The sequence below is a fragment of the Nocardioides pelophilus genome, from assembly GCF_014180685.1.
Lineage (GTDB): Bacteria > Actinomycetota > Actinomycetes > Propionibacteriales > Nocardioidaceae > Nocardioides > Nocardioides pelophilus.
Map to the genome: position 1 here is coordinate 1 of NZ_JACEHF010000175.1, position 8,278 is coordinate 8,278.

Consider the following 8,278-nt stretch of genomic DNA (forward strand, 5'->3'; position numbering starts at 1 on the left):
CGTCGGCGCCGACGGCACACCCGAGTCGGTTCCGGTGATCGAGTTCGCGTTCGAGATGGCGGCCGCCCGCCGGTTGCCGCTGACCGTCCTGCACTGCGCCTGGGACGCCGTCGCCGCCGTTGCCGGCATGCGGCGCGTCTCCGAGAGCGACCTGGACCCGTCCGACGCGGCCGAGCTCCGGATGCTGTTGTCGGAGTCCGTGGCCGGCCTGCGGGAGAAGTTCCCCGACGTCGAGGTCCGGCTGGTGGTCGCGCACGGGCTGGTCGACGAGACCATCGCCCGGTCCGACGCCGACTGGGACGTGGTCGTCGTCGGGCGGCACCCGACCGGCTCCCTCGGCCGGCTGGTGACCGGTTCGATCGCCACGGCCGTGGTCGAGCGCGCCCACGCCACCGTCGCCGTCGTGCCCGAGGCCGTGCAGGGCGACTGAGACGGTCATGACCGAGCTCGATCTGGCGCCGGTCGACCTGCTCGGCACCGCGAGCCACCACGCGACGGCGAACGTCCCGACCGGAGCGCCCACGGACGACGTCGACGCCATCCTCGCGGCGCTGCGCGGCCGGCAGTACGACGCCGCGTCCGTCATCGCCGTGGTCGAGGACGGCCGGCTGCTCGGGGTCGTCACGGTCGAACGCCTGCTCGCCGCACCCCACGGCGCCACGCTCGGCGACGTCATGGACCCGAACCCGCCGACGGTCGCGCCCACCACCCACCAGGAGCACGCCGCGTGGCGCGCCTTCCAGCACGGCGAGCCCGGCCTCGCCGTGGTCGACGAGGCCGATCGCTTCGTCGGGCTGATCTCGCCGCAACAGCTGCTCGGCGTGCTGCTGCGGGAGCACGACGAGGACGTCGCGCGCCTCAGCGGCTACCTCGCCGACTCGGCGGAGGCCCGCGCGGCCAGCACCGCTCCGGTCCTGCGGCGCATCTCGAAGCGGCTGCCCTGGCTGATCGTCGGGTTCGCCGGCGCCCTGCTCTCGGCGCTCATCATGGGCTTCTTCGAGGAAGGCCTGAAGCGCGAGGTGCTGATCGCATTCTTCGTGCCCGGCGTGGTCTATCTCGCGGATGCCGTCGGGAACCAGACCGTCGCCGTCGTGGTCCGCGGCCTGTCCATCGGCGTCAGCGTGAGGCGCGCCGCCCAGCTCGAGCTCGCCTCCGGGGTCGCCGTCGGGGCGATCCTCGCGACGCTCGCCGTCCCGACCGTCTTCCTCCTCTGGGGCGACTTCGCGGTCGCCTGCACGGTCGCGGTGGCGCTGTTCGCCGCATCGTGCTTCGCGACGATGATCGCGACGGCCCTGCCCGCTCTGATCCATCGGATGGGCAAGGACCCTGCCTACGGCGCCGGACCGTTGTCGACGGTCATCCAGGACCTGCTTTCGCTGGTCGTCTACTTCCTCGCCGCGACCCTAATTGTCTTCTAGCCCTACTCCCCCACGTCGCCGCGCGCGGCCGCAAGTGCCTCGTCGACGAGCTCGGCGACGTCCGGCTCGGCAGGGTCCAGACCGGGGTCGTACTCGACGAACCACGCGACGGCGCCCCCGCCACCGGGCGCGCGCCGGCCGATCACCCGGACGCCGAGCCGCCCCCGGACGGAGACGTGCCGTTGGACCACGATGCTCGCCGTCACCCGCTCGCGCACCAGTGACAGCAGCCGGTCGGGGTCGACCAGTTGGTAGCGGTGCTCGGGTCGGGGCCGGCCGAAGGTGCCGACCTCGACCACATGGAGCTGCCGCTCGTCGCTGTCCCAGTCGGCCGTCGCGATCTCCTCCCACGGCAGCCGCGGAGGAGCGCGGTCGGGCAGGTGGAGCGCGTCGCGGGTGCCACCGACCTCGACTCCCTCCGGCGTGGTGGCCGACGCGAGCAGCCGCTCGCCGCGCGCCAGCGAGGGCAGGGTGGGACGGCGCCTCACGAGCCGATGATCCGGTCGCGGAGCGTACGCCGGTGCTGCTCGAGCGCGGCGAGCTCGCCGAACATCTTGTTGTAGTCACCCGGGTGGTCGACCGGGTTGGTGCGCTGGAGCCGGGACTTGAGCTCGGCGATCCGTCGCAGCGTGGTCAGCTCGAGGAGGCGGAACACGTGGTGGGCGACGTAGGCCGCATCGGGCTCGCGCGCCGCCGGGATCGGCTCGACCGCGAGCGCGCTCACCGCGGACGCGACCTCAGGCTCGGTGGCACCGGCCTGGACCTTGCTGACCCAGCCGGGGTCGCCGTCACCGGCGGCGGGCCCACCCGCGGCCTCGACCAGCGCCCACACCGCGCGATAGGTGGGGTGGGTGAAGTCGTTGGCACCGATGTCGGCCGTGGTGCGCCCGATCGCGATCGGGTGCTGGAGCACGAGCTTGAGCGTCTCGCGCTCGATCTTGAAGCGAGGGTCGCGCAGGTCGGGCAGGTCGGCGCGCGGCGGGCGCGGGGCCGGCTCCGCCGTCGCCGCGCCGCGGGCGTCGGGATGCTGCGGCTTGCGCCCGGCGGCCCTCCGCACCTCGGTGCGCGCCTCCTCGGGATCGACCCCGACCAGTCCGGCGAGCTCGCGGGCGAACGCGTCGACCTTCGACTTGTCGCGCACGCTGGCCACCAACCGGGCGGCTTCCCGCAGCGCGTCGACGCGGCTGTCGGCCCGGTCGAGGTCGTAGCGGCCGACCACGTTGGCGAGCACGAACCGGTAGAGCGGCTGCCGGGTGGCGATCAGCTCGCGGACCGCGGCGTCGCCCTCCTTGAGCCGAAGGTCGCAGGGATCCATGCCGTCGGGCGCGACCGCGACGTAGGTCTGGGCGACGTACTGGTGGTCGCTCTGGAAGACCTTGAGCGCGGCCTTCTGCCCGGCGGAGTCGCCGTCGAAGGTGAAGATCACCTCGCCGCGGAACTCCTCGTGGTCGGCGAGCAGCCGGCGCAGCACCTTGGCGTGCTCGTCGCCGAAGGCGGTGCCGCACGTCGCGACCGCCGTCGTGACGCCGGCCGCGTGGCAAGCCATCACGTCGGTGTAGCCCTCGACGATCACAGCCTGCGAGGTGCGCGCCATGTCGCGGCGCGCCAGGTCGACGCCGTAGAGCACCTGGCTCTTCTTGTAGATCGGCGTCTCAGGGGTGTTGAGGTACTTCGCCTCGATCTTGTCGTCGTCGAAGATCCGGCGGGCGCCGAAGCCGATGGTGTCGCCGGACGTCTCCCGGATCGGCCACAGCAGCCGCCCCCGGAACCGGTCGTAGGGACCTCGCCCCACGGCCACCAGTCCGGCGGCGACGGCCTCGTCGAGGGAGAACTTGCGGTCGCGGAGGTGGTGCCAGAGGGCCTCCCCGTCGCGCGGGGCGAAGCCGACACCGAAGTGGGCGGCGGCCGCCTGGTCGAAGCCGCGCTCGGAGAGGAACTGGCGGCCCTGGACCGCGTCGGGGGTCTTGAGGTGCTCGGCGTAGAACTCCTGGGCGACCGCGTGGGCCTCGATCAGCCGGCGGCGTTGCGGCCCCTTGGGCCGGTCGTCGGAGCCACCCTCCTCCCGGCGCAGCTGGACGCCGTACTTGTCGGCCAGCCGCTCGACCGACTCGATGAAGGTGAGCCCGTCGATCTTCATGACGAAGGCGATGACGTCGCCGCCCTCTCCGCAACCGAAGCAGTGCCACCCCCGACCGGGCCGCACGTTGAACGACGGCGACTTCTCGTCGTGGAAGGGGCACAGGCCCTTGAGCGACCCGCCGCCGGCGTTGCGCAGCGTGACGTAGCCCGACACGACCTCTTCGATCTTGGCCTTCTCACGCACCGTCTGGATGTCGTCGTCGCGGATCCGGCCGGCCATGTCGGTGATCCTACGAGCAGGGTCCGACCGCCGTGGCCGGTAGTGTCCGGCCGGTGGAGGTCGTCGAGGAGCGGTACGGCGCGGAGGATCGCGAGCGGATCGTGCCGGAGCCGCCGAAGCGGGTCGATGCGCCGGAGCGCAGACCCTTCGAGCGCGACCGGGCCCGGGTCGTGCACGCCGCCTCGTTCCGGCGGCTGGCGGCGGAGACCCAGGTGGTCGACCCGGAGAGCGACGACTTCGTCCGCAACCGGCTGACGCACAGCCTCGAGGTCGCCCAGATCGCCCGCGACCTCTCCCGCGCGCTCGGCACCCACCCGGACATCGCCGAGACCGCAGCGCTCGCCCACGACCTCGGGCACCCGCCGTTCGGCCACAACGGCGAGCGGGCGCTGCACCGGCTGGCCGCCGACTGCGGCGGCTTCGAGGGCAACGCCCAGACCCTCCGACTGCTCACCCGGCTCGAGGCCAAGACGTCGGACGAGAGCGGCGCCTCGGTCGGCCTCAACCTGACCCGCGCCACCCTCGACGCCTGCACGAAGTATCCCTGGCCGCTCGCCGACGCCCCGACGCCGGGCGGCGTGCACAGCGACGGGATGACCCGCGAGGGCGCCAAGTTCGGGGTGTACGACGACGACCTGCCTGCGTTCACGTGGCTGCGCACAGGCGCGCCCGCGGGTCGCCGCTGCGTCGAGGCGCAGGTGATGGACCTCGCCGACGACGTCGCCTACTCGGTGCACGACGTCGAGGACGGCACCGTCGCCGGCACCATCGACCTCACCCGTCTCGACCGCCCGGCGATCTGGGACACCGTCCGCGCCTGGTACGCGCCCGACGCGAGCGACGACCTGCTCGACGACGTGCTCGGACGGTTGCAGCGGATCGGCAGCTGGCCGGAGACGGCGTACGACGGGACCCGGGGCAGCCTCGCCGCCCTGAAGAACCTCACCAGCGACCTCATCGGTCGCTTCTGCGGCGCGGTCCAGCAGGCCACGTTCGCAGCCAGCGAGGGGCCGTTCGTCCGCTACCGGGCCGATCTGGTGATCCCGGCCGACACCTGGACCGAGATCACGGTCCTCAAGGGGATCGCGGCCCACTACGTGATGCAGGCCGACGAGCGGGTCGCCCTTCAGTCGCGTCAACGCGACCTGCTCGCCGAGCTCGTCGCCGTCCTGCTGGAGCGGGCGCCGGCCGAGCTGGACGAGGCGTTCCGCGCCGACTGGCACGCAGCGGCCGACGACGCCGCCCGGCTCCGGGTGGTCATCGACCAGGTCGCGTCGTTGACCGACGTCTCAGCGGTGGACTGGCACGCCCGTCTGACCTAGCCGGAGGCCGGCCCGCCGGAGGATCAGTAGGTCGTGACGTGCACGTGGTCGTAGTGGTTGGCGGTGGCGGACCCGCGGTCCGACATCCCCCGCCAGCCTTCGCCGGAGCGCTCGACCGACCAGATGTTCTGGGCGTAGATGACGTAGCTGACGCCGAGGTCGGCGTAGTTCTCACGCACGAAGTCGGCGACCTGCCAGCCGCGCTCGCCGGACACCATGATGTCGATCGCGATGCCCTGCGAGTGCTCGCCGTCGCTACGGAACGTGCCGTAGGACGTGAGCTCCGGGAACGCCGCGCACACGGCCTGGTGCACCTTCTTGATGTTGGGGCTGACCGCGGCCGGCACGGAGCTGCCGTTGGTGCAGTCGCCGCCGAGGGCGAACGGCTTCTCGGCGCTGAGGTAGCCGGCGGTGACCCACCGGGACTTGCCGTCGAGGACGACCTCGTCACGACCCTTCAGCGAGCGGCCGGTCACCAGGACCTTCTGGCCGCTGTCGAGCTCGCCGACCTTCTTCGCCTCGGCATCCGGACGGGTCCAGATGTTCAGAGCGGCCGTCGTCCAGAGCCGCTCGTCGGCCTTCTTGACGGCGGCGGCGATGGCCTTGTCGGTGAGCATCTTGTCGACCGGGCTGAGCGGCGCCCTGGCCCTGGCCTGGACCACACCGCGGTCGGCGCCGCCGTCTCGGGAGACGGGGCCGATCTCGCGGTCGCGGTCGCCGATGAAGTTGGCTGCTGCGGAGGGCTCTGCCGCCAGGAGGTCCTTGGCCGCCGGGGTCGAGCCGGCCACGCCTGCGGCGACGACGGCACCGGTAGCGAGAACTGCCAAGGGGGCCGCGATGAACGCTGCCCGAGGCTTACGTCGCGCGGTCTCCCGCTTGTGGCTGTGGTTTGCCACGCGCTGATTCCTTTGCTTTAGCTTGTTCTGACCGGCCTGGGCCACCGTAGCGGCGCCAGGCACGAATATCGACTAAAGCACACGAGTTTTGACTCTCCGAATCCCCGACGCGGGAATTCGGCGTGTTCCCGGTCACCCTCCAGTGGTCTCGTCGACCGATTCCTGGAGGTGGCAGTCGCTTCCGTCGGTGTCGTCGAGCCACCCCTCCGGCAGCACCACGCGGTGCCTCGGCGAGCCCTGACGGCCTCGCGGTGCGCCCAGCTCGGAGACGGGGAACGGCTCGTTCGGGTCGAGGTCGGCCAGCAGCCGGTCGAGGTCGGCGAGCGTGGAGACGAGCCCGAGCGAGCGGCGCATCTCGCCGCCGGCACCGAAGCCCTTGAGGTACCACGACACGTGCTTGCGGAACTCCTTGCAGCCCCGCTCCTCCCCCATGTGCTCGACGAGCAGCTCGGCGTGGCGCCGCATCATCGCCGTGACCTCACCGAGGGTCGGCAGCGTGGTGACCGTGGCACCCTCGAAAGCCGCCGCGAGGTCGCGGAACAGCCACGGTCGGCCGAGGCAGCCACGGCCGACGACCACCCCCGCCGCGCCGGTCTGCTCGACCATGCGGATTGCATCCGCGGCCTCCCAGATGTCCCCGTTGCCGAGCACCGGGATGTCGACGTGGTCGACGAGCGCGCCGATCGCCTCCCAGTCGGCCTCGCCGGAGTAGGCCTGCGCGACCGTGCGCCCGTGGAGCGCGATCGCGGCACACCCCGACTCCTGGGCGATCCGCCCGGCGTCGAGGTAGGTGAGGTGGTCGTCGTCGAGCCCCTTGCGGGTCTTCATGGTGACCGGCACGTCGTACGGCGCGGCGGCGGCGACCGCCGACTCGAGGATCCTGGCCAGCAGCCCGCGCTTCCACGGCAGCGCGCCGCCGCCGCCCTTGCGGGTGACCTTGGGGACGGGGCAGCCGAAGTTGAGGTCGATGTGGGCGACGCCGTGGTCGGCGCACAGGATCTCGGCCGCCNCGGGGCAGCCGAAGTTGAGGTCGATGTGGGCGACGCCGTGGTCGGCGCACAGGATCTCGGCCGCCTTGCCGACGTAGGCCGGGTCGGTGCCGTAGAGCTGGACGGACCGGACCTGCTCGGCCTCGTCGAACACCAGCATCCGCTTCGTCGTCGCGTCGCCCTCGACCAGCCCGCGGCTGGTGATCATCTCGCTGACGTAGAGGCCCGCGCCGTACTCGGCACAGAGCCGGCGGTACGCCGCGTTGGTGATCCCGGCCATCGGCGCCAGCACCACCGGCGTCGGGACGCGCAGCGACCCGAGCCGGAGGCCGGGGTGCGGCACGACGGTGGTCGAGGTCATCCGGCCATTGTCCGGCCGACCCGCCGTCGCGGCGAAATCAGCCGTTCTTCCCGTCCTTCTTGCGCCCGTCCTTCTTGCGCCCGTCCTTCTTGTCCTTCGGCTTCTCGATCGCGGTGATCTCGCCTGTCCAGGTGATCGGCTCGAGCTCCCCGACCGGGTCGAAGGCGGCGGCGGAGAGCTCCTGGCCCTCCGGAAGCAGGTAGACGAAGCAGAGGTCGGCCGACTTGCCGGGGCGCAGCCGCTTCGGCAGCTCACCGCCGGGGCACGGCTCGAACGCCTCCTCCCGGAAGACGAGCGGTTCGTACATGCTCGTCCCGTCGGACAGCGCGTAGACCGGCACCAGCAACGACCCGATCCCGACGTCGCCCACGTTGGTGGCCGTCGCCCGCACGAAGTAGGGCACCTGGCCCTTCATCTGCTGGGTGATCACCCAGCCCTCGAACGACTCCTTGTAGGACGTCTTGTCGATCCGGTCGACGGACACGTCGAGCGTGACCACCGTGTCCTGACGCGGGCGCCACGCGATCGTCGCCGAGTCGCCGAACCCCAGCAGCGCCCCGGGCTCGGTCAGCGTCACGTCGTCGGGCACCGGCAGGTAGCCCGTGGGCGCCGGCTCGGTGGACGTGGCCGTCGCCGAAGGCTCGGCGTCAGGGGTGTCCTTGTCGTCCCCGTCGTCGTCGGATCCTCCGCAGCCGACCAGCAGGCCGGCGGCGAGGAGGCCACCAAGGAGCGCGACGCCGGCGCGCGTCGTCACGGAGGAGACAAGGGTCACAAGCGCCATTGTGTCAGTGATCGCGCGGCGCCAAGGGCCAAGCTCAGCAGCCGATTGCCGGCAGCGTGTCGCCGTCTGCGACACGCTCGGCCGACTCAAAGCAGTCGCTCGGCGAAGTACGCCGTGAGCCGGTCGAGGCCCACCCGCTCCTGCTGCATGCT

Annotated in this window: 8 protein-coding genes; 3 read left to right on the plus strand and 5 right to left on the minus strand. The window is 72.0% G+C overall.

The window, feature by feature from the left end:
* On the plus strand, positions 1-430 hold a 430-nt coding region (locus H0488_RS19805; protein ID WP_183100954.1), incomplete at its 5' end, for a universal stress protein.
* A 7-nt stretch (positions 431-437) separates the two neighbouring features.
* Positions 438-1,418, plus strand: coding sequence for a magnesium transporter (locus H0488_RS19810; RefSeq protein ID WP_183100955.1), 981 nt, complete (start codon positions 438-440; stop codon positions 1,416-1,418).
* Between the two features lie 2 nt (positions 1,419-1,420).
* Here the strand turns inward: H0488_RS19810 and H0488_RS19815 are convergent, their stop codons facing one another.
* Positions 1,421-1,906 (minus strand): hypothetical protein, encoded by a 486-nt coding sequence (locus H0488_RS19815; RefSeq protein ID WP_183100956.1) that lies wholly within the window; start codon positions 1,904-1,906, stop codon positions 1,421-1,423.
* Complete coding sequence (gene dnaG / locus H0488_RS19820) at positions 1,903-3,777, minus strand: DNA primase (protein WP_183100957.1); 1,875 nt, start codon at positions 3,775-3,777, stop codon at positions 1,903-1,905. Before dnaG ends, H0488_RS19815 begins: the two co-directional genes overlap by 4 nt.
* A gap of 53 nt (positions 3,778-3,830) precedes the next feature.
* On the opposite strand from dnaG, the gene H0488_RS19825 reads away from it, so the two are divergent.
* On the plus strand, positions 3,831-5,099 hold the full coding sequence (locus H0488_RS19825; RefSeq protein ID WP_183100958.1) for a deoxyguanosinetriphosphate triphosphohydrolase: 1,269 nt from the start codon (positions 3,831-3,833) through the stop codon (positions 5,097-5,099).
* Positions 5,100-5,122: 23 nt separating this feature from the next.
* Here H0488_RS19825 and H0488_RS19830 read toward each other — a convergent pair whose 3' ends face one another.
* From H0488_RS19830 to H0488_RS19840, 3 genes are all read right to left on the minus strand, one after another.
* The gene (locus H0488_RS19830) at positions 5,123-5,995 is read right to left on the minus strand and encodes a VldE C-terminal domain-containing protein (protein ID WP_183100959.1); all 873 of its coding nucleotides are present in this window, start codon (positions 5,993-5,995) and stop codon (positions 5,123-5,125) included.
* Between the two features lie 132 nt (positions 5,996-6,127).
* Positions 6,128-7,345, minus strand: coding sequence for a tRNA dihydrouridine synthase (locus tag H0488_RS19835; RefSeq protein WP_183100960.1), 1,218 nt, complete (start codon positions 7,343-7,345; stop codon positions 6,128-6,130).
* Between the two features lie 37 nt (positions 7,346-7,382).
* The gene (locus H0488_RS19840; RefSeq protein WP_183100961.1) at positions 7,383-8,117 is read right to left on the minus strand and encodes a hypothetical protein; all 735 of its coding nucleotides are present in this window, start codon (positions 8,115-8,117) and stop codon (positions 7,383-7,385) included.
* Positions 8,118-8,278: the final 161 nt, after the last annotated feature.

Coding starts and splice junctions, on each gene's coding strand:
- dnaG (WP_183100957.1), bottom strand. CDS start 3,777: ATGGCCGGCCGGATCCGCGACGACGACATCCAGACGGTGCGTGAGAAG.
- H0488_RS19810 (WP_183100955.1), top strand. CDS start 438: ATGACCGAGCTCGATCTGGCGCCGGTCGACCTGCTCGGCACCGCGAGC.